The organism is Paenibacillus sp. GM2FR (assembly GCF_002803325.1).
Lineage (GTDB): Bacteria > Bacillota > Bacilli > Paenibacillales > Paenibacillaceae > Paenibacillus_AQ > Paenibacillus_AQ lautus.
Genome location: NZ_MKZM01000008.1, coordinates 2,958,490 through 2,979,600, shown reverse-complemented (window position 1 = coordinate 2,979,600; position 21,111 = coordinate 2,958,490). Strand labels below are relative to the sequence as shown.

Sequence of the window (21,111 nt, the reverse complement as noted above, 5' to 3'; positions counted from 1 at the left end):
ACATGACGAAATGCAGGGGTGAATGTTATTCACGATGAACTATACCATTCAAGCATCACAGCGCACGCCAGCGCTCATTATATATCTGATTGATATCAGCGCGTCCATGAATATGCTGATGGAGGACCGCAGGCGGATCGACGTAGTTTACGAAGCATTGTCCTTGGCCATTCGGCAAATGGTATTTCGCTCCACCAAAGGCAATCGCCTGACGCCCCGGTACCGGATTGCAATCCTTGCATACAGCGATGATGTCTATGATTTGTTAAACGGGATTAAGGGCATTGATGAAATTGCGGCGATCGGCTCGCTTCCGGATTTGACCCCTAAGCGGTTCTCCGATTCGGCGAAAGCGTTCCTTCAGGCCGAGAAAATCCTGCAATCGGAGATTCCGAATATGCAGGATTGTCCTGCGCCGCTCGTGTGCCACATGACGGATGGTGTGGCAACGGGAGAGGATCCGGAACCGATTGCCCGCCGCATCATGAACATGAGCGTTCCGGACGGCAACGTGCTTGTGGAGAATATCTTCATTTCCGATCATCTGATGAATCAGCCGATATCGGAACCGCGCCGCTGGAAAGGGATTTTGACTGATACTTCGCTTGAGGATGAACACGCGCGTAAACTTAAAATGATGTCTTCGGTTCTTCCCGAAAGTTATCGAGAAATGCTGCTTGAGGCAGATTATCAACTGAGCCCGGGAGCCTTGATGATGCTCCCAGGCACTTGCTCTGAGCTGGTGTCCATCGGGTTTCAGATGTCAGCTGCCACGCCGGTAAGGTAAGAGGTCACAGATGAAGCGATCATACGCAAGAAGCATGGAATCGTTGGGAATTCGTAAGCGGAAGGCTCAAGCCGCATCGTTTTATTATGAGAGCAAGCAGACCGTGGAAGAACCGATTACGAAGATTAAAGATTTGTTCACATGTCGTTATGCGTATGGCAGAGCGGCGGAGTCTGTCATGCTCTCCGAGATGGGGCAGGATTTCATTGCATTAAAGATGAATGAAAATGTGTGCCATTTTGTATTGTGTGATGGTGTCGGATTGAGTTATCGAGGCGATGTGGCCTCACGTCTGTTAGGTCAGGGGTTGATGAACTGGCTGGAAACGGTTGAGGAACTCACATCCGCATCGCTTGAACGCAAACTGAAAGAACTTACGCATGAAGCTGATCGTGAAATGCGGACTCATTCCCTGAGCTCCGAAACGCCCAAGCTGCTTCGAGAAGTACTGGAAGAGAAGCAGCGCAAGGGAAGCGAAGCCATGTACATTTGCGGTCGCATCGAGCTTTCTTCGGGTTTTCGTCGCAAAGGGAGGTTGTGGCTCGCCTGGCAGGGTGACTCCAGGGTACGCTTGTGGCGCAAGGAAGACGAGATCACCTCGGTATTCGGAGATCGTTTCCGAACGTCGGAACGCTGGTCTTCCCGAAGTGGTCCGATCGGAGGCAGCCCTCATGTGTTTTCGTGCAAATTAGACCCGGAGACCGAATATCGGCTTCAGCTGTACAGCGATGGGCTCAACGACCTAGATCCCATGAAGGAGCCGATTCCCGATGAGGAAGTGCAAGTATTAATGAATGCTCGCCATACCGACGGCCTGGAAGATGATGCTTCCTTTCTGGAGATTGTTTGGTAGGTTTCTAAGAATGTTTTTTAGAATAAACGCTGAGTCGGACCCAAAGGTCCGGCTTTTTTGTGCAAAAAATTAGAAATCATGATTATAAAACAACTCCTTTTGGGTAATCTTGTGACAGATGAATGCATAACGGATTACGATTAAAAGGAGCGTGTGAATAATGAATGAAGGACACGGACGTTTTCATGGGAGAACAGCTATCATTACCGGAGCCGGATCAGGCATTGGGAAGGCTGCGGCCATCCAGCTGGCAAAGGAAGGCGCAAATGTTGCCTTATTCGATCTGTTGGATGACCGAACGAATAAAGCGGAATCGGAGATCAACTTGATTCGCGATGGTTCCGCCAGAGCCTTTGACGTGGATACCACAGATCCTGACCGGGTAGAGAAGGCAGTCCTCGAAACGGTGGAGATTTTTGGCGGCGTCGATATCGTATTCGCCAATGCAGGGATTAACGGCGTGATGACGCCCATTGATGAAATGAAGCTGGAGGAATGGACCAAGACGCTGAACGTGAATTTGAACGGTACGTTTCTGACGGTCAAATATGCGATTCCGCACCTCAAGAAACGGGGACAGGGCAGCATTATCATTACCAGCTCCGTCAATGGCACCCGAACCTTCTCTAACTTTGGGATGAGCGCCTACAGCACAACTAAAGCAGGACAGGTGGCTTTTGCGAAGATGGCCGCGCTGGAGCTGGCGAAATTCAAAATCAGGGTGAATGTCATCTGCCCCGGCGCGATATCCACCAACATTGATCAAAGCACGAAGAAACAGGGAGATTTGGAGGAGATCGTGATTCCGGTGGAATATCCCGAGGGGAGTCAGCCGCTGTCTGACGGTCCGGGTACACCTGAAGAGGTGGCGGATTTGGTGGCGTTTCTCGCTTCCGATCAATCCAGACACATTACCGGGGCGCAAATCTTCATAGATGGAGCCGAATCGCTCTTGTAAATGGATCAGGAGCAACACCCTGAGGGTTCCCTGCGTTTAGAACTTGGAATATACAAGGCGCTGCTATATGATGAGGAGGACGAAGGAAAAAAGGAGGAGGCTGGGGAATCATGAGCATCTTTTCCAGATTGGCTGAGCAGAAGATCGAAGAAGCGATCCGCAACGGAGAGCTCGATCATTTGCCTCTTGCCGGGAAGAAACTTCCGATCGACGATCTTTCGCACATTCCGGAGGATCTGAGAATGTCCTACCGCATCATGAAAAATGCGGGTTATGTCCCTGAAGAAGTTACGCTTCGCAAGGAATGCGTTCAGCTGTATGACTTGCTCGGTGCTGCCCGGAACGACGGTGAGCAGGAGCAGCTTCAACGCAAGCTGAATGAAAAGCATCTTAGATTGCAATTGCTGATGGAACAGCGGGGGTTTAGCGGGAATAGCGCGTTTACGCAGTATGAGTCCAAGGTCAGGGAACGATTAACCCATGAGGAATAACAGAACAGCGCCAGCCTTTCTTCTCTTATTGAGGATGAAAGTGCTGGCGCTGATTGTTTATCAGGATATGAAGGAACGTAATTTGAATATTGCTCATGAATCCCTGATTTCGATGAATCGCAATCAGGATTCAAACAGCTGACGTTTGACATGTTCCGTTATTTTTATCGGGGCAGAAGATACTTTCGATAAGTCAAAAACAGGAATTAAATCCGCAGGGCGAACGGATTCCGGATGTTCCAGGAGACCGGCGGTCCAAGCCAGCCAGCCGATGATGCGCTCGGGCATGATGCCCTGGCCGCGAAGAAATGAGAGGCTAAGTCCGCGGGTTCTCTTGGCGAGCCTTCTGCCTTCCGCATCTACCATCAATGGGGTATGCGCAAACTGTGGCGGCTTGTAGCCTAACGCTTGGTATAAGAGAAGCTGACGTGGGGTGGAGTCTAGTAGATCGGCTCCTCGAAGTACATGGGTTATGCCCATTAACGCATCATCAACGACCACCGCGAGTTGATAGGAGATGATATCGTCTGCTCTGCGAACCACAAAGTCTCCCCCATCGGATAGCCAATAGGACTGCTCTCCGGCGATGCCATCAACAAAGGAAACGATGGTTTGCGGTACCTTCATCCGCAGCGAAGGCTTCTTATGAAGCGCTCTAAGCGCCGCTTCCTCCCGAGATAAATCTCTACAGGTTCCCGGGTAGCGGAGGCCTTCCGAAGCAATGCCGTGCGGTGCGCTGGCTGCAGCCGTTATGTCGGCCCGACTGCAATAGCAGGGGTACAGTTTATTCGATTCCTTCAGCCTTGTGATTTCCCGCTCGTATAACGCTTGGCGTGCCGCCTGATGATAAGGTCCGTAGGCCTCGGCAAGACCGGGACCTTCATCCCAATCCAAGCCGAGCCATTCCAGATCTCTCATCATCTCCACGGCAAGCTCCTGGCGAGAACGCTGCACATCGATATCTTCTATACGAAGTATATATTGTCCGTCCATACTCCTGATTTGCAGCCATCCAAGTAAAGCGGTCAACGCATTGCCGATGTGCATCTTTCCTGATGGCGTAGGGGCAAAGCGGCCGCGAAATGTGGCATGCAACTCCATACATTTCACCTTCCGATTACATGAATCTTGATGTTTATGTTTACATGGGAATGATATTCATATTGTATCGCAATTATATCGATACTTTCCAGCCGTGGCACAAGCAGCTCCCCTTGACGTACATCGGCTGTTTTATATAATTAAGGGATTATATTGATATTTGATAGGATAACGGAGATGTATCCATGACTGAATTACCGATTCACCGCATACTTCCACAATTGAAAATGGCATTATCTACTGGAACCCATGCGGTTTTGATTGCTGAACCGGGTGCAGGGAAGACGACCCAGGTGCCCTTAGCATTTTTGAATGAAAGCTGGCTGGAAGGCAAGCGGATCATCATGCTGGAGCCCAGAAGAATTGCAGCGCGCTCGGCCGCGAGTTATATGGCATCCTCTTTGGGAGAGGCAGTTGGTGAGACGATCGGTTATCGCGTCCGAATGGACAGCAAGATCGGTCAGAACACTCGGATCGAAGTCGTGACGGAAGGCATCCTGACGCGCATGCTGCAGGATGATCCGGAATTGACCGGCATCGGTATGATTATATTCGACGAATTCCATGAACGAAATTTACAGGCCGATACCGGCCTGGCTTTTGCGATGGAATCCCAGTCGGTGCTGCGGGAAGATTTAAGGCTGCTCGTCATGTCCGCTACCCTTGAGGCTGAGCCAGTCGCGAGGCTTCTTGGCGACGCACCGGTCATCGTTAGCGAAGGGCGTGCTTTTCCAGTATCTACTCACTATGTACGCTCATTCTCTCTCGACGAGTTGCATAAAGGTGCGGCGAATGCCATCTTGCGGGCACTCTCCGAACAGCAAGGCGATATCCTTGTATTTTTACCGGGCGCCCGTGAAATCAGGAAAACCGCTAACGAATTAGTAAGAACGGGTTTAAGCCAAGATGTCGTCATTCGGGAGTTATACAGCGCGCTTCCAGCCGAGAAGCAGGATGAAGCAATCAGACGCGATTCGAACGGCAGGCGTAAAATTGTACTCTCTACCAGCATTGCCGAGAGCAGTATTACGATCGAGGGAATCAAGACCGTCGTTGACAGCGGTTATATGCGCACAGAGGTGTTCTCGCCGAGAACGGGACTGCCGCAATTGATTACGAGACGGTTATCCCGGGCATCCGCGGATCAGAGAAGGGGAAGGGCCGGGCGCGTATCGGCTGGTGTATGTTATCGCTTATGGAGTGAGGAAGAGCATCGACATCTGCCGGAAAGCACCATTCCGGCGATCCGTGAATCCGACCTGACGCCGCTGGCCTTGGAATTGGCGGTATGGGGGACGCGTGATCCGGAGCAGCTTGCCTGGCTGGATGCGCCGCCGCGACCAGCTCTTGCGCAAGGACAAGCTTTATTGAGGCAGCTGTCGGCTCTGGATGATTCGGGAAGTATCACCCAGCATGGCCGTGAGATGGCGCTGCTTGGGCTCCATCCGAGGCTGGCTCATATGCTGATAAGGGCACAGGAAATAGGTGAGGCGTCACTGGCCATCCGAATCGCTGTACTGCTTCAGGAGCGTGATATCATGAGCAGAGGTAAGGCCATACGGGATCAGGATTTGCGATCGCGTGTGGAGCGTCTTCTGTTGTTTGAGCGCCAGGGTCAGCGATCGGCTGAGCAAGACATGACAAGTGAAGCCGTGCTCCAGCGGATGAAACAAGAGATCAGGAAACTGCATACACAGCTAAATGTCGCATATACGATAAGCGGGAACCTGAATTTCTGCGGCCTATTACTGTCGTTTGCCTACCCGGAACGGATTGCGAAGAACAGGGGAGGAAGCGGGTTTCTGATGCGCAGCGGCAGAGGTGTGAAATTGGTGTCGGTTCAGCCTATGAGCCGTGCCCAGTATATTGTGGTCGCTGCCGTTGATGATCAAGGCGCAGACGGGAATATTCAGCTTGCTTCTGAAATGGATGAATTATGGCTTGATAAGTATTATTATGACGAGATGGAACAGCGTAAAGAGGTCGTATGGGATTCTGCTTCCGGCAGCATCAGGGCGAGGCAGAAGCTGATGCTTGGAGCCCTCGTTATCAAGGAACAAGCCTATTCGAATCCGACTGGGGAGGAAATAGCGCTAGCCCTGCTGCAAGGAATCAGGCAGGAGGGCCTTGGATTGTTGCAGTGGAGCAAGCCAGCACTGCAGCTGAGAGAGCGGCTGGCCTTTATGTTCCGGCATGATCCCGAGGGAAATTGGCCGGATGTTTCGGACGAGGGCCTGCTGAATCAAGCGGAGGAGTGGCTGCTCCCTTATTTGGAAGGGCTGCGGAATCGAAATGATATAAGACGTCTTGCTCCGGGAACGCTCTTGGAGCATATGCTTAGCTGGGAGCAAAAGCAGCAGCTTCAGAAGGAAGCGCCGACTCATATCAGGGTGCCGAGCGGGTCCTTGATCCCAGTTAACTACAGTGACCCTGAACAACCGTTCCTGGCAGTCCGCCTGCAGGAGATGTTCGGACTCCAGGATACGCCGCGGATTGCCGAGGGTCGGGTTGCGTTGACCTTGCATTTATTGTCACCCGCCCAAAGGCCCGTTCAGGTGACCTCGGATCTATCCAGTTTCTGGCGCAGCGGCTATTTCGAGGTGAAAAAAGACTTAAAGGGGAGATACCCTAAACATTATTGGCCTGATGATCCCATGGAGGCGACTGCAACCCATCGGACCCGGCCCAAGGCTTAACACAGCAGTGTCACGTTTAATTTCCCCCTCCGTCGGGTAATGTTAAATATGAACGACCACCGATAAGGAGGGTTTATCATGGAGAAGAAAATTGTTGGAGTATTCCGTTCGGAACAGGAAGCGGCTCAAGCCATCGAGCAGCTTCAACGGCATGGGATTCCGAACGATGCCATTTCCATTATAGCGAAGGATCAACGCGAAGCAGATATGATTGCCGAGCAGACGGGGACGATGGCACCTGAAGGGGTAGCTGCAGGTGCAGCAACAGGCGGCATACTCGGAGGTACGGCAGGTTTGCTGGCAGGACTCGGGGCTTTGGCTATTCCCGGCATCGGCCCGATTCTTGCCGCAGGACCTATAGCAGCGACGCTTACCGGCGCAGCAGTCGGTGCGGGAGCCGGCGGGTTGGTCGGTGGTTTTATCGGCCTTGGCATTCCGGAAGACGAGGCGAAAGAGTACGAGTCTCATATCGAGCAAGGACGGATTCTGGTATTGGTTGATGCTGATCAAGAAAATACAGGCATCTACGATATATTCCGCGATTATGATTACAGAAACGAGGGCCGTGCCGGAGCGGTAGATCTGGATCGGGACGACAGGCTTCCGCCGCGAGGGACAACGCTGCTGTAAGGAAACATTAACCGGTTCCGAATGGAGCCGGTTTTTATATAGTTATCAACAACGTTCTGTCTTCTGTTAAGGTACTTCGATCGATGTGTTTCTTAAGATACATAACCATATAGATCAACCTTCGTTTTGCTTATAACATTAGGATCAGTAAATAATTGGATTACCCGATCAAGGGCAGTCTCCCTTACAATGAGGGGGGTTCACACGAAGTCAGACGAAGGGGGAGCAGTATGCCCAAAGAAAGAATACCGGAAATCGAGCGCCTGCGGGGAATTGCTTTTCTAGCCGTGGTCTTACAGCACTCCATTGCGCATTATTCTGTCGCGCCGGGAATGACGACAGGTGATGGTTTGATGATGGCAGTTCTTCTGATGGCGACGAAATATGCTGTGCCCGTCTTTATTTTTATTACCGGCATGGTGCTGTTCTATAACGATAAAGGTCAGCTGCATTACGGAAGGTTCATCAAGAGGCGTTTTGGTGACATCTACGTTCCGTTTGCGGTTTGGACCTTGATTACTTTATTGATCAATCATAGGTTCCATCCTGCTGTCATTGAGGACTGGAAGTATCTTGGAGAAGTATGGCTAACCGGGAAATCGAGCTCGCATTTTTGGTACATCATTATGCTGTTTCAATTCTATCTGCTGTACCCGCTGTTCCGCTCCGCTATACTAGGAATCAAAGAAAGATGGGGCTGGAAGACGCAGCTTAAGATATTGGTCTTATCCGGACTATTGTACGTGGGTTTGACAGGAATGATTAGCGATATTGGCCAATGGATGGGGAGCTTGAATATCCCGGTATGGAGTGAGCTGTTCACAACCTACGCAGATCGGAACGCACTTTATTATTTCTTCTATTTTGCACTGGGGGCGGCAGCCGGTTTATACCATGACTCTTGGAAAAAATGGATTCAAAAGGCACGGCCGGCTATATGGCTCATCTTCGCATTTTTGTTCGGATGGATGCTCATGCAGGCCGTTAATGAACTTCGTTCCACTGCGAATGGCACAATCACGTTCTATTCCTTATCACTGCTTCGTCCGATGATGGCACTTTTCCTGATTATCTCTATATTGGTCATGTACGATGTGGCCGGCTGGATATGTCGTCATGCCGGGGCGGGAGCGAATGCGCTTCTTGCCTCCATTGGCCTCTATTCGTATGGTGCCTACCTGATGCATCTTTTGACACTGCGTATAAGCTATGCAGTCGATGAATCTTTGCTGATCAGCATGCACCCTCTGGTTCGGATACTCTCTTCATGGATCATCAGCGTGGGCTTGGCTTACGGTGCCACACGCTTGCTCGCCAAGCTGCCGTTCGGGAAGTGGCTTGTGGGAATCGCTGGAACAAGAAAAAATGGCGGTGTTCGCCCATACGGCAAATCACACCCCACAACCGGTACATCCACCGGGATGTGAAGAATTAAACCCACCCTTGAGGGTGGGTTTTTTGTGATACCAACCCTTCGATCCACGCCAACAGCCCAAAAAGCAACAGATGAAAAATCACATACTATATAATTTCAACATATGAAAAATTCACAACAATAAAAATATAGACGCCATCGCATCACTTTTATTCACCCAATACCCGACAACGTTTCAAGCTACGCCTTCTTGGTTTAAAAAGAGGGGAATGCTTCCTATTGTGCAAACTGGGAAACTGTGGGTTATAATTAGGTATATTATGGGACAAGTAGCTCGTGAAGGAGGAGGCGTCCAGATGGCATTTATGATCGCCCAGCGTGCTTTTATCAAAGTATATCTCATTACCATGGTGGAGCAGCAGCGCGGATACGGATATCAGATGCTGGAAGAACTGCGGCAAGAATTCAAGAGCCATGGGTATTCACCGCCGCAAAGCGAAATTTACCGGGCGCTGCATGAATTGGTGCAGGAGGGTGTACTATACCGTACCAAGCAGCTGAAAGGGAATGATCCGCGGGTCGATTTTCAAGAAATCGTTCTTTATCATTTTACCGATGACGGTGCCGAGAAAGCTAAACTCTACAAAAAACAGGTTAAAACAGATTTGGATCGATGTTTGGGGATCCTTCATAAAGCGGTAAACGATAATTTTTAAAAAACCATCGGAATGGAATGCAGCCAAAGGAGGAATGACCTCGTGAGCAAGAAACTGCGCTTTGGAATTATGAGTACTGCTCGGATTGCAAGAAATTCAATGATACCAGGCATATTGAAATCGGAACGCTGTGAAGTCGGGGCGGTCGCTAGCCGCAATGCAGAAAAAGCTAGTGAGCTTGCCGAGCGATATCATATCGGGAAATACTATGGATCCTATGACGAGCTTCTGGAGGACCCCGACATCGATGCGGTATATATTCCATTGCCGAATCACCTGCATAAGCCTTGGACCATCAAAGCGGCACAGGCCGGCAAGCATATCCTATGCGAAAAACCGGCAGCCCTGACCGAAGCGGATGTCCGTGAAATGGCTGAGGCTGCTAAAGCACACAATGTGCTGTTTGCCGAAGCCTTTATGTACCGATATCATCCGAAACACGCACGTGTACGCGAAATTATCGAAAGCGGCGAAATCGGCCAGCTTCGCGGAATTCACGGATCGTTCACCTTCAACAATGCGGAGGATAAAAGCAATGTTCGTTACAGCAAGGATATGGGCGGAGGCTCAATTTATGACGTGGGATGCTATCCCATCTCGGCGGCGCGAATGATTTATGGGCAGGAGCCCAAGGCTGTAACGGCCCATGCTTTTTTTTCTGAGGAGCATGACGGAGTGGACATGATGGTCCACGGAATGGTGGAATTTGAAGATGGACTGGGGCTTACCTTTGAGTGCGGGATGTGGACTTATTCCCGATGCTCTTTAGAGATCGCGGGAACCGATGGCAGGATTGAGCTACCTTCAGCCTTTGGATGGGAGAGGATGGAGGACATGGCCCAGATCTGCGTTCATACGGCTAAGGGATCCCGTGAGGAGAAGGTAGGGATATACAACCACTTTGCACTGCAAGCGGATGCTATGGCAGCAGCCGTGATGGACGGCACGCCGCTGCCGTATGGTCCGGAAGATGCCATCAGCAATGTCAGAGCCATTGAAGCGTGTCTTCAAGCAGCCAGATCCTCATCGCGAGTGGTCATTAAATAAAGAAGCAACACGGTTAAAATATCCGTTAGACCCAATAAATCGCCAACATGGCGGTTTATTTTTTTTTTACCTATTGCATTCCTCTTCGAAATCATTAAAATAAACTTAACGATAAAATAATTTTAACGTAAATATTATTTTAATGAGTTGAAAAAGTTTAATGTTGTTATCCATTTAACGAAGAGGAGTAGGAAACCATGCAAAATGCCGCTGTTTTAGAAAAGCAAGGATTTGGTCAGCTCTTGAAAATCCGCCCCTACCTGATTTATTTATCTGCCCAGGCCATTACCCGATTCGGGGATTCCCTGGATTCCATCGCTTACAGCTGGATGGTCTATATGCTCACAGGTTCAGAACTATTAATGGGTACATTGTTCGCCTTTAATTTTTTGCCTGGGTTACTTTTTAGTTTGTTTACCGGGGCCTATGTAGACCGCTGGCCGAAGAAACTAGTGCTTGCCTTAACCTATCTTAGCCGCGGTATTGTGGTTTCGATAACAGCTTTTCTGTACGCTGTGGGTTCCCTTGAAGTCTGGCATTTGTTCCTGTTCACGTTTCTAAATTCAACCCTGGAATGCTTCTCCAGACCCGCCGAGACCTCCATCGTCCCCCGGTTGCTGCCCAAGGATAAACTGCTTGCAGGCAATTCTTTCTCAACTTCCGTAAGTCGGAGCGCAGAATTAATCGGTTTATCCATCGCCGGAGCCCTTATCGCTCTGATCGGAATTTCGGGAACGATCCTGATGGATGCCATAACGTTTCTCATTGCCTCCACGATTATCGCTTTTATGCCGAATCCAGAGGCAGCCGAACAGGCTGAGGCCAAGGATGCCTCCACACAGACAGAGATGACTAAAACGGTGCTGGGCGACATTAAAGAGGCTCTGCTATTTGTGAAGCAGCATACGCTGCTCCTCATAACAACGATGCTCGCCATGATCAATAATTTCTGTTTGGCTCCCCTGAATGTACTGCAGCCGGTCTATGTCAAGGAGACCTTGGGTGCCGGAGCCGGAGGTTTGAGCGTATTAGGAACGGCCCTCCTGATCGGCATGATTTGCAGCGGGCTATGGATTGGACGTTACGGCAAGAGCTTCAAAAAAAGCACCTTGATCATGTCAGGGTCGATCATGCTCGGGATCGGATATTTTGCATTAGGGATTCCGGGGCATCTGCCGGCATGGCGCGTGGAGTCTGCAGCGGTCTGCATGTTTGTTGCCGGATTTGCCGTCTCTTTGCTTAGTGCCCCTATCTCGACGTATCTGATGGAAGTAACGCCGAGGCACATGCTGGGGAGAATTGGCGCCCTTATGTCGGTAGTATGCACGGCTGCCATTCCTGTCGGGAGCTTGATAACGGGACTTGTGGCGGAGCATCAATCCCCTCCTTTGCTCTTCTCGATCATGGGAATTATCATGATGTTACCCGTGATATTCCTGATTCGGAAGAAGAGTTTCCGTGCCATTTAAATCCTTCGCGTTTTGTAATTTCGGCATTGTCGGCCTATAATGGAAAGAAGCGAAAAATAACATGAAGCTGAGGTGTACGGTGTGGAAACGAAGGAACTGACTACACTGGAAGAGATCAAAATATATTCAGATCCATATCGGCTCCAGATTTTGAATGTATTGAATAAGATGGACCGTCCGGCAACGGTAAAGGAAGTCGCGGACAAGATCGGGGATGTGCCTGCTAAAGTTCATTATCATATGAAAAAGCTGGAGCGAATCGGATTGGTCAAGATCGTATCCACGAAGGAGATCAACGGTATCATTGCTAAATATTATGAGCCTTTTGTCGGGACGGTAAAGATCAAACGCGGGGCAGATTCCGACGAGCCGGTCATCAAGGAATTAATTCGATCTGAAACGAACAAATTATTATCCGAGCTGTTTGACCAGAATAGAGACCGTTTCTTCAAAAATATGAGTCAAGATGGCGAAACAACGTCCATGTTAACCAATACCACCTTGTATATGAGCGAAGATGAAGCGCGTGAGTTTTTTGTTGAGCTGGATAAAATGCTGACCCCTTATAAAAAGAAACGCGGGGAAGGTTACGATGAATATGAGTTTTTTGCTTCCAATGTTCGGACTCATAGAGAATCTTGATCACGCAAAGAAAGCTGGTACCTCAAGGTCAGGTACCAGCTTTCCCGTCTATTTTGCAAAATCAATTCATACATTCTTCTTATAATCGTCTTGTCCGGGTTTAATGGACATGCCGGGCGAAGTCGACGTTCCGTAATCCTCAACGGCGTCCCACGCGCCAGCGTCATCAAATTTACCGTCTGCCGCCTGGCGGTTGACGCCAGCTCCGGAAGGGGGCGGGGTCATGACATCTTCTTCAACCGGCCGGTTGTCGTTGATATCTTTCCGCGGCGTATGTTCGAGACAATAGGCCGTATAAGGCAAAGCTTCCAGCCGCTCGTACGGAATTTCTAGGCCGCACTCGGCACAGGTTCCGTATTCGCCCTGGTCCATTCGTTGCAAGGCTGACACGATCTGCTCCAATTCATGATCAAGCGTTTCCTGAATGGCCAGGTCCCGTCCGCGTTCGAAAACCTCGGTCCCTACGTCTGCGGGATGGTTATCTGCTGCGCTTAGTTCTCCCGTGGAGTCCCGAAGGGAATGGTCCCTGTTGGTTTCTTCGCGTGACTTCAATTGTTCTTCCAATCGTTCTTTATCACTGAGCAACCGTCGTTTAAGTTCACTGTATTGTTGTTTCGTCATCGTCGTCATATAAAAGTCGCTCCTCTCTTTCGCTAAGTACAAAATAAAGCTTCTTATGTAAAATCAATACCCGAAATCGATTGGTAACAATCACATGAATCATGGGAACGGCAGCCTATCGTTTTTGGAACATTCTCCAAAAAAGCCCCGGAGTGTTTTAATCCCGGTGCTTAATATGATATAAACAAAGATAGAGAGAGAAGGCTAAAAAAGTAGGGCTGCACCAATATTTGGAGGTAAATCATTATGGATGAACACATGAAACGCCGATTGGATAAACAGAAAAAGCTATTTCGGCAACTAGGCATTCAACTGGACGCTTTGTCTATCCATGAAAAGAATTTTTCGAATAAACTGCGGGGTTACGATCAGGAGGAAGTGGATTCCTTTCTGGATGAAGTGATTCAGGATTATGAGCGGTTTTATGCCACCATCTCCGATCTTATGGATAAATGGCAGGAGCAGCAAATCACGATTCGCGATCTTAGAGCTGGCGTTAAGCCGGAAGCAGAACGCCCGGCACTGAATCCGGAAGAGATTGAAGAGACGGTGGCGAAGCTGGAAGCTGACTTGCGTTTGCTTAAGAAGCAGATCCGTCCTGAACAAAGATTTTATATTGATTGATGTTATACGTTGCGAGCGAAATCATTACATAAGAAGCGTCCCTATAACAATAACCACACATGGCCGATCACCGGCTGCGTGTGGTTTTGTTGTTTGGGTACCCGGTCATGAGTAAGGGTGGCGCCGGCATAGGCTCGTCCGAAGCGTCACTCTCCATCTTTTTGTGTAGCGGGACAGGTGCAATAAGCGCCTTCGAATGAGGTTTCGCGATCGTGCTATTACATTGCAGCGCTTCTGGACCCGTGAGGGTATAAGCCCAGACCGGGGCAATGTCCATTTGGTGTGGACGCTCGGTGTTATAGATCAATAGTAAGATCGTTCCAGGGGTTAACGCTGTTATCCAGTGACACCAATCGATCGGGGCGTGTATCACCTGACCGGGTACTAACTGATACACGAGATTCTGATGAGTATGCGGATCAACCAGGAAATAGCTGATTTCTCCGTGAATGACATAACATAATTCGTCCGTGTCCGGGTGGCTATGGGGAGAGAGGCCCTTGCCGCGTTCAAGGTGAATTTCTGACATCATCATGCCTTGAAGAAGGGGCAGCTCCAGTGACGACACATTCGCAACTCCGAGGCCCGCTATACGCTCAGCCTGTTTCCTGGGATGATAAACATGCCTCGTCAATGCAGTATCTCCGCAAGCGCTTTAAAGGTCATCATATGAGTGACTCCTCCTTTTTTAAGAATGAGATCTATAATGTTGTCCATGCTTGATCCTCTATAATATATGCCCAAACGTGTATAAATCTGACTGCCTACGACTAAAGAATCATTGATGTCATCCAAACTGGTTTTGCTTGTAAACCATTTTCATAACAATTACTATGAGGATAGGAGCAGACTTAGACTGATAGATGACAAGGGAGGTTAGCCATTTGTCTAACAACCTGAAATTCAACATCCGCAGCAAGATTGTAGTCGGATATTTAATGATATTATTATGTCTTGGAGCTTTTCTCTGGATTGTATCAGACCGCATCTCTTCACTGCAGCAAGAGGCGGATTTTATAGAGAAGCATGATATCGAAGTACATAATCTTACGCACGAAATCGAGAAGAATTTACTTGAAATGGAAACTGGCCAAAGGGGTTATGTCATTACGGGGGATGATACCTATCTGGAGCCGTTCAACCAAGCGCTGTCGTCTTGGCAGATTAACTATAACAAGCTGTACAAGCTTGTTAGCGATAATTCGGAGCAAGCCAATCATCTGGAAAATATCAAGGAGAATATCAAGGAGTGGATCACCAACGCCGGTCAGCCTGCGGTCCAATTGAAGCAGCTCGGACAGGATGAGGAGGCTCTTCATTTCTTTATTAACGATCCCGGCCAGCAAGCCATGAACTCCATTCATGAGCTGTTCCTTTCGTTTAGAAGCAAGGAACGTGAACTGACAACCAGCAGGATCGAAGAGATGAAGGATAGCAATACCCATTTATTGTATACGATGTATCTCCTGTGGGCTGGAGCAGCGCTGATTACCATATGTGGGGCTTTGGTGATATCGAAGAGCATCGTAAGGCCGATCACTCAGGTAACTCATATCATCTCCGATATTGTCAAAGGCGGTAACCTCTCCCAACGGATTCATGTGCGATCCAATGATGAGGTCCGCCAGTTGGCGGACACAACCAACGAGCTTCTTGAACAAGTCGGCAGACAGAACTGGGCTAAGGATCATATTTCGGTTATGTCAACGCTCCTTCAATCGTCTGATCGCGTGGAGACGGCCGTACAGTTTTTCATTCATAAGCTGGCATTGATCATGAAGCTGCCGTACGGTGCTGTTTTTATTAACCGGGGGGGATCGGAACTGGTAAAGGCAGCTGCTTTTGCCGATCCGGATGGCGAGCCTTGGAACAAGGTCAGAGATCGCTTTTTGCCTGGTGAAGGTTTGGTGGGACAGTGCATGCTGGAACAGCGGATAATTATTCTGGACGATATCCCACCTAACTATGTGCGGATTGAATCAGGGCTGGGTGATGCTGAGCCTACCACGCTGCTGCTGGCGCCCGTTATGTTTGAAGGACAAGTGCTTGGTGTGATTGAATTAGCCAAGTTCAAGCCCTTCGATGAACTGGAAATTCAGCTGATCGAACAACTGAATTTCCAGCTTGGGGTAACCTTGAACTCGATTCAAAGCAAAATGGAAATCCAGCAATTGTATCATGAATCCCAAACGCTGAATGAGGAGCTTCAGAGTCAGACCGAAGAACTGCAGGCACAGACCGAGGAGCTGCAAACCCATTCCGCAGAAATGCATATGCTGAACGAACGATTAGGGGCCCAGAAGGAGGCCGCATTAATTGCAGCCGGCGAATTGGAAAAATATGCGAAAGAGCTGGAGAAGAGTTCGAAATATAAGTCTCAATTTCTGGCCAATATGTCCCATGAACTGCGGACACCGCTGAACAGCATGTTAATTCTTTCCCAGATTTTAGCTGAGAACAAGCAGGGGAACCTGACAGAGGAAGAGCAGCATTACGCTTCCGTCATTCATAATTCAGGCAGTGAATTGCTGAATTTAATCAATGATATTCTGGATCTGTCCAAGGTCGAGGCCGGAAAGATGCAGATCGAAATGGACTTGGTGAATTTGACGGAGCTCCCAGAACTGATGGAAGGATACTTCTCCAAAAGCGCGGAATCCAAAAATCTGGAATTTGAAATTGAGATGGCCGACGATTTACCTGACATGATGTACAGCGACGGGATGCGGCTTCATCAAATTCTGCGTAATTTGCTCTCGAATGCGATTAAGTTCACGGAGAGCGGCAGCGTTAAATTACGGGTGAAGAAGATGAATTCGATTGTAACCTCGGATTTTGCGATCAGTGGCGACGTTATTGCTTTTTCCGTTGAGGATACCGGCATCGGGATTGCCGCAGAACATCTTCAACCGATCTTCGAAGCGTTCCAGCAAGGCGAAGAGACCACGGCCAGAAGATTCGGGGGAACGGGCCTCGGCTTATCCATATCGCTGCATTTAGCGAAGCTGCTGGGCGGGTATATTACCGTGGAGAGCGAGGAAGGAATCGGGAGTACCTTTGTTTTATATTTACCGCTCATTACGGAAAATGGCACCAGCGAAAGTCTGTTTTTGCTGCCTGAAGTAGCTGCCACTTCGAGCAGTGCCAGTTGGAGTGATCTCCGAATGGAGGCGTTCGACATGGAAGTACCTAGCCGTCTGGAGTACAAAACCGTATTGATTGTTGATGATGATATTCGGAACGTGTACGGTTTGACCAATGTGCTGGAGAAACTCCAGATGACCGTGCATACTGCCCAGAACGGGTTCGAATGCTTGGAGATGTTATACAAACATCAAACCATTGATGCGGTGCTGCTGGATATGGTCATGCCGGAAATGGACGGAGTCGAAACGATGAAGCGGATTCGCGAGAACCCGGAATGGGCGGAACTTCCCATTATCGTGATGAGCTCCAACACGATGAGGGATACGGATCAGTTTCTTGCAGACGGCGCGAATGGATATCTTCACAAACCCATTCATATCCAAGAAGTGATCCATACGCTTCAACAATGGATCGGGATTTAAGGAAATCGACCGAATATTATTCCTGTGGCGTAGCTTAAGATGATGTCGTGATGTCGTATGTTGACGAATGCAAGACAATTGTTTTATGATGGATTCATAGCAGCAACATAAAGCGGCGTGTTACCTTAACAGGGCATGAGCCAAGAAGAGACAGCTTTCACATGGGGTCTTTTCTTGGTTTTTTTAATGTTTTGGGGAATAAGTATAGCAGCATTTCTTTGGACATGAATCCTTCGCCGTTTCACTGATTAAACTTAAAGGAAAGGGGGAAGTTTATGAGCGGGATCGAGTTGTTTACAGTCGTACGTGTTATTGGTAACAATGTCGTGATGGTCACCGGCGGTAAGAAAGAATCGGAATACGTCATCTTAGGCAAAGGCATTGGCTTCGGCGCCAAAGCAGGCGGAACGATCGCTTCGGATGATAAGCGGATTGAGAAGCTCTTCAGGCTGGAGGATCGGGAGCAGTGGAGTCAAGCTCACCATCTGCTGGAAGAATTTGATCCACAGGTGATGGAGATCACGGATCAGATACTCAATATCATTGGACAGGAATTTCCGGGCACATTAAATGACAAGGTGTACCTGGCACTTCCAAGCCATATCCAGTTTACGATATACAGAATCCGTAAAGGCATGGATATTATTAATCCTTTCCTTGAAGAAACCCGGATCAGCTTCCCAAAAGAATATGATATCGCAGCCAAGGCAGCGGAATTGATCGGCCAGACCTTCGATATCGAAGTTCCGGAGGATGAGATCGGCTTTTTGACCTATCATGTGTATTCTGCTGTCAGCCATGTGCCCGTAGGCCATCTGGTGAAGGCATCGAATGTGGTGGGAAGCCTGGTAAGGTATATTGAAGAGGAACGGCAGGTTGCTTTTGACCGGGGAAGCATGGATTATGTCCGTCTTCTGATGCATTTGAGGTTCTCGGTAGACCGTATGTTGAATCAAGAAATCCATGTGGATAATCCGTTCGCGGACCAGATCCGCTCCAAGTTCACAAATGAGTATGGTCTGGCTACACGCCTCGCAGGCATGATGGAGAAAGAACTCGGCAAGAAAGTACCTGAAGCGGAGGTTTGCTTTCTAGCGATGCATCTATATCGGCTCTTCACAGGCCGGCTACAGCAAAAGAATCAACCCAGGGAGGAATCTTAATATGTTTGATCGTTGGAAAAAGAAAAAAACAGCTACTGCCATTCAACTTACAGCACCATTGTCGGGTAAAGCGGTGCCTTTATCACAAGTGCCCGATGAGGCATTTGCTGCTGGTCATATGGGCCAAGGCATTGCCATCGAGCCTTCCGAGGGCAAATTAATTGCGCCTTTTGACGGGACGGTTGCGCATGTCATCAAATCCAAGCATGCCGTGATGCTGGAGGATCCGGCGACCGGTTTGCAGTATTTATTCCACATCGGGATTAATACAGTCGGTTTGAAAGGTGAAGGTTTCACAAGCCATGTTCAAGCAGGCGATCAGGTGAAGTCGGGTCAGACGCTCATCGAATTCGACATGGCTGCAATCCAAGCCGCAGGTTATCCGACGATTACCCCGATTATTGTGACCAATGCGGATGAGGTGGCTTCCAAGGTTGACGGTCAGACCGGCAGTGTCGTGTCCGGCCAGGATCCTGTCATGACCATTGAATTGAAGTAGTTCAATTCCATAGGCGATTGATTGAAATATTGGTTATTGACAAAACAGGAAGACGTGAATTAAGATAACAACATCAAAAGAATACGTTTTAAGGCGTGTTACCATAAACATGGGCATGAGCCAAGAAGAAACGGACTATTACTTTTATAGTCACCGTGCTTCTTGGCTTTTTTTGTTGGTATAGAATCATTCATGGCATCCATGCCGCCTTAAAATGGTGAATACATGTACTACCAAGGAGGAGGATTTTCTGAGTCTTTTTGTTCCTTGATGGAAGGGAATAAATGGTTATTCATTCGACGCATTATGTAAACGGTTTCAGTAAAAGCTAAATTATTGAAGTTGAAAGGATGATTGACATGCTGGCTAAATTGCAAAAGCTGGGTAAGTCCCTTATGCTGCCGGTGGCCACCTTGCCTGCGGCGGGAATCTTGCAGGGGCTTGGATTGATCGACTATCAAAAGGATATACCTTTGGGAGCTCTCGGAGCTTTTCTGAATCAATATGTAACTCCGTTCATGACTTCCGGCGCCCTTGCCATTCTGGATAATTTGCCGATTATCTTTGCGATCGGCGTCGCGATCGGATTCGCCGGGGACGCCGTTGCGGGTCTATCCGCCCTTATTGGGTACATGGTGCTTACAAGAGTTCTGGAGCAAGTGCCGCTGCAAATGCCGTTTATACCGGATGATGTGAAGCTGAATATGGGCGTTCTTGGCGGGTTCTTTGTCGGTCTGTGGTCCGCCTACCTGTATAACAAATTCCACAACATTAAAATGCCGGATTGGTTGGGCTTCTTCGCGGGTAAACGCTTCGTTCCAATTATCACAGCAGCCTCCACGATGGTGCTCGCGGTGCTGATCGGCATGATTTGGAGCCCAGTCCAGGACGGCATTTCCGCCTTCGGCAACTGGGTTGTCGGTCTTGGAGGCATCGGATCGTTCATTTTCGGTACGGCCAACCGCTTGCTGATCCCTCTGGGTCTGCATCACGTATTAAACTCCATCGCATGGTTCCAGATCGGCGATTACACGAATGCCGCGGGCGAAGTCGTTCACGGCGACCTGTGGCGTTTCTTTGCGGGAGACCCGACGGCTGGTATGTTCATGTCCGGTTTCTTCCCGATCATGATGTTTGCGATGCCGGCTGCGGCGCTGGCGTTTATGCATACCGCCAAGCCGTCCAAACGCAAGCTTGTCGGCTCCATCTTTATCGGTTCGGCAGTGGCATCGTTCCTGACGGGGATCACGGAACCACTTGAATTCGCGTTCATGTTCATTGCTCCGGTATTGTATGTGGTGCATGCGATTTTGACAGGCCTTTCCGGATTGATCATGTATGTCCTTGATGTGCATTTGGGCTTCTCGTTCTCGGCAGGCCTGATCGACTACCTGGTGAATCTGAAGCTGTCTACCAATGCTTGGCTGCTCTTGCCGGTAGGCTTGGCTTTCGGTGTCGTTTACTATCTGCTGTTCAGAATCCTGATCGTCAAGCTGAACTTGAAAACGCCTGGACGCGAGGATGACGACGACTTGGATCCGGTTTCTGACGATGCTGATACAGCAGCGCCGTCCCCATCTGGCGTAGTATCCAATGAGTCCAAGGCGGCCAAGGTTCTGCAAAACATCGGCGGTGCGGATAATATTACCAGCATCGATGCTTGTATCACACGCCTGCGCCTCGTGGTTAAGGACGAGAAGGCTGTTAAGGATTCGGAGTTAAAGAAATTAGGCGCATCCGGTGTCATGCGTCTGGGTCAAGGCGCGGTTCAGGTCGTATTCGGACCGCAGGCTGAATCCATTAAGGACGACATCAAGGAAATTATGAAGAAATAAATGAACAACCAAAAGAAGCAGGCCGATAAAGGTCT

Annotated in this window: 19 protein-coding genes; 16 read left to right on the top strand and 3 right to left on the bottom strand. The window is 49.1% G+C overall.

The genetic code is table 11. The annotated features are described in order from the left end of the window. Nucleotides 1-34: 34 nt before the first annotated feature. The 4 genes from PAEVO_RS13250 to PAEVO_RS13235 all read left to right on the top strand — a co-directional run bounded on the left by PAEVO_RS13250 (nt 35) and on the right by PAEVO_RS13235 (nt 3,089). Nucleotides 35-787 carry a vWA domain-containing protein gene (locus tag PAEVO_RS13250; RefSeq protein ID WP_100539444.1) on the top strand — a complete coding sequence of 251 codons (753 nt, stop codon included), beginning with the start codon at nt 35-37 and terminating at the stop codon, nt 785-787. Nucleotides 788-797: 10 nt separating this feature from the next. After that, nucleotides 798-1,640: a hypothetical protein gene (locus tag PAEVO_RS13245; RefSeq protein WP_100537973.1), complete on the top strand. Its 843-nt coding sequence runs from the start codon at nt 798-800 to the stop codon at nt 1,638-1,640. A gap of 160 nt (nt 1,641-1,800) precedes the next feature. After that, nucleotides 1,801-2,598, top strand: a complete 798-nt coding sequence (locus PAEVO_RS13240) for an SDR family oxidoreductase (protein ID WP_100537972.1) — start codon at nt 1,801-1,803, stop codon at nt 2,596-2,598. A 110-nt stretch (nt 2,599-2,708) separates the two neighbouring features. Further along, entirely contained in the window at nt 2,709-3,089 is a 381-nt protein-coding gene (locus PAEVO_RS13235; protein WP_100537971.1) for a DnaJ family domain-containing protein, read from the top strand. Between the two features lie 123 nt (nt 3,090-3,212). Here the strand turns inward: PAEVO_RS13235 and gluQRS are convergent, their stop codons facing one another. Beyond that, complete coding sequence (gluQRS, locus tag PAEVO_RS13230) at nt 3,213-4,190, bottom strand: tRNA glutamyl-Q(34) synthetase GluQRS (protein ID WP_100537970.1); 978 nt, start codon at nt 4,188-4,190, stop codon at nt 3,213-3,215. 185 nt (nt 4,191-4,375) lie between these two features. Here gluQRS and hrpB point away from each other — a divergent pair, with 185 nt between their 5' ends. From hrpB to PAEVO_RS13195, 7 genes are all read left to right on the top strand, one after another. Then, on the top strand, nt 4,376-6,886 hold the full coding sequence (gene hrpB, locus PAEVO_RS13225) for an ATP-dependent helicase HrpB (protein WP_100537969.1): 2,511 nt from the start codon (nt 4,376-4,378) through the stop codon (nt 6,884-6,886). A gap of 78 nt (nt 6,887-6,964) precedes the next feature. Beyond that, a complete protein-coding gene (locus PAEVO_RS13220; RefSeq protein WP_100537968.1) occupies nt 6,965-7,516 on the top strand; it encodes a general stress protein in 552 nt (183 codons plus the stop codon). Nucleotides 7,517-7,746: 230 nt separating this feature from the next. Then, a complete protein-coding gene (locus PAEVO_RS13215; protein ID WP_100537967.1) occupies nt 7,747-8,943 on the top strand; it encodes an acyltransferase in 1,197 nt (398 codons plus the stop codon). 304 nt (nt 8,944-9,247) lie between these two features. Beyond that, nucleotides 9,248-9,607, top strand: coding sequence for a replication termination protein (locus tag PAEVO_RS13210; RefSeq protein WP_071220214.1), 360 nt, complete (start codon nt 9,248-9,250; stop codon nt 9,605-9,607). Nucleotides 9,608-9,649: 42 nt separating this feature from the next. Next, nucleotides 9,650-10,654 carry a Gfo/Idh/MocA family protein gene (locus PAEVO_RS13205; RefSeq protein ID WP_100537966.1) on the top strand — a complete coding sequence of 335 codons (1,005 nt, stop codon included), beginning with the start codon at nt 9,650-9,652 and terminating at the stop codon, nt 10,652-10,654. 197 nt (nt 10,655-10,851) lie between these two features. After that, complete coding sequence (locus tag PAEVO_RS13200) at nt 10,852-12,123, top strand: MFS transporter (protein ID WP_100537965.1); 1,272 nt, start codon at nt 10,852-10,854, stop codon at nt 12,121-12,123. A gap of 81 nt (nt 12,124-12,204) precedes the next feature. Next, nucleotides 12,205-12,765 (top strand): winged helix-turn-helix domain-containing protein, encoded by a 561-nt coding sequence (locus tag PAEVO_RS13195; RefSeq protein WP_100537964.1) that lies wholly within the window; start codon nt 12,205-12,207, stop codon nt 12,763-12,765. Between the two features lie 66 nt (nt 12,766-12,831). Here the strand turns inward: PAEVO_RS13195 and PAEVO_RS13190 are convergent, their stop codons facing one another. Next, nucleotides 12,832-13,395, bottom strand: coding sequence for a TraR/DksA C4-type zinc finger protein (locus PAEVO_RS13190; protein WP_100537963.1), 564 nt, complete (start codon nt 13,393-13,395; stop codon nt 12,832-12,834). A 237-nt stretch (nt 13,396-13,632) separates the two neighbouring features. On the opposite strand from PAEVO_RS13190, the gene PAEVO_RS13185 reads away from it, so the two are divergent. Beyond that, nucleotides 13,633-14,010 carry a DivIVA domain-containing protein gene (locus PAEVO_RS13185; protein ID WP_009590687.1) on the top strand — a complete coding sequence of 126 codons (378 nt, stop codon included), beginning with the start codon at nt 13,633-13,635 and terminating at the stop codon, nt 14,008-14,010. Nucleotides 14,011-14,077: 67 nt separating this feature from the next. Here the strand turns inward: PAEVO_RS13185 and PAEVO_RS13180 are convergent, their stop codons facing one another. Continuing rightward, a complete protein-coding gene (locus tag PAEVO_RS13180) occupies nt 14,078-14,644 on the bottom strand; it encodes a cupin domain-containing protein (RefSeq protein WP_243390759.1) in 567 nt (188 codons plus the stop codon). A gap of 250 nt (nt 14,645-14,894) precedes the next feature. Between PAEVO_RS13180 and PAEVO_RS13175 the strand changes: the two genes are divergently transcribed. From PAEVO_RS13175 to nagE, 4 genes are all read left to right on the top strand, one after another. Beyond that, the gene (locus tag PAEVO_RS13175) at nt 14,895-17,579 is read left to right on the top strand and encodes a CHASE3 domain-containing protein (protein WP_100537962.1); all 2,685 of its coding nucleotides are present in this window, start codon (nt 14,895-14,897) and stop codon (nt 17,577-17,579) included. A 275-nt stretch (nt 17,580-17,854) separates the two neighbouring features. Beyond that, on the top strand, nt 17,855-18,742 hold the full coding sequence (locus PAEVO_RS13170; protein ID WP_100537961.1) for a BglG family transcription antiterminator: 888 nt from the start codon (nt 17,855-17,857) through the stop codon (nt 18,740-18,742). A 1-nt stretch (nt 18,743) separates the two neighbouring features. Beyond that, nucleotides 18,744-19,241, top strand: coding sequence for a PTS sugar transporter subunit IIA (locus PAEVO_RS13165; protein WP_100537960.1), 498 nt, complete (start codon nt 18,744-18,746; stop codon nt 19,239-19,241). Between the two features lie 359 nt (nt 19,242-19,600). Beyond that, nucleotides 19,601-21,076 carry an N-acetylglucosamine-specific PTS transporter subunit IIBC gene (gene nagE, locus PAEVO_RS13160; RefSeq protein WP_100537959.1) on the top strand — a complete coding sequence of 492 codons (1,476 nt, stop codon included), beginning with the start codon at nt 19,601-19,603 and terminating at the stop codon, nt 21,074-21,076. Nucleotides 21,077-21,111: the final 35 nt, after the last annotated feature.